The sequence below is a fragment of the Escherichia sp. KTE172 genome, from assembly GCF_000408845.1.
Classification (GTDB): domain Bacteria; phylum Pseudomonadota; class Gammaproteobacteria; order Enterobacterales; family Enterobacteriaceae; genus Escherichia; species Escherichia coli.
Map to the genome: position 1 here is coordinate 3,603 of NZ_KE137318.1, position 531 is coordinate 4,133.

At 51.8% G+C, this 531-nt stretch carries 2 protein-coding genes; one reads left to right on the forward strand and one right to left on the reverse strand.

All coding sequences use genetic code 11. The features are described 5' to 3' along the window. Positions 1–173, reverse strand: a 173-nt coding sequence (locus tag G434_RS28740) for a MobA/MobL family protein (RefSeq protein WP_262353714.1), incomplete at its 3' end; no start/stop codon positions are given. 166 nt (positions 174–339) lie between these two features. Here G434_RS28740 and mobC point away from each other — a divergent pair. After that, positions 340–531 (forward strand): relaxase accessory protein MobC (mobC, locus tag G434_RS00080; protein ID WP_016249757.1); only part of this gene is annotated, 192 nt, incomplete at its 3' end.

Sequence of the window (531 nt, forward strand, 5' to 3'; positions counted from 1 at the left end):
AGAATCACAGCTTCAGCCACACCGCTTTTGCGGGTGTAGTCGTGAGTCAGTCCGGTACGCTCATCAAGCATCAGTGAACCGGAACGATAGGCAGCAGAAGCAACGGCGCTGTAGCCGCTGTTTCTGGAGATGATTTTCATGCTGAGATGATAAATCGCCATTTCTGCCGTAATGCCTTTTTGTGGTTTTCTTTCAGCCCCGCAGGGCGCACACAATCGAAACGGAGTGGAGATTGTATAAGTGCGCACTTCGTGATTTTCCGTGCATTATGCCAGCTCAGTTTTTAAACTACCAGTGACGCGCTAAAATGCGATTTTTCATCGCGCACGGAGTTACATCATGAGCAGAACACTCGAACAGAAGATTGCTGATGCTGAGGCGAGATTACAGCGCCTGAAGGCGAAGAGCCGGAGCCTGGACACAGCGCAGAAGGTTGTTGTGGGTGCAGCATTGCTGGCAAAGGTCAGAAAGCCGGAGGAGGTGCAGTTGCGTGCCTGGTTACTCCAGTTCCTGAAGGCAGAGGTGACACGA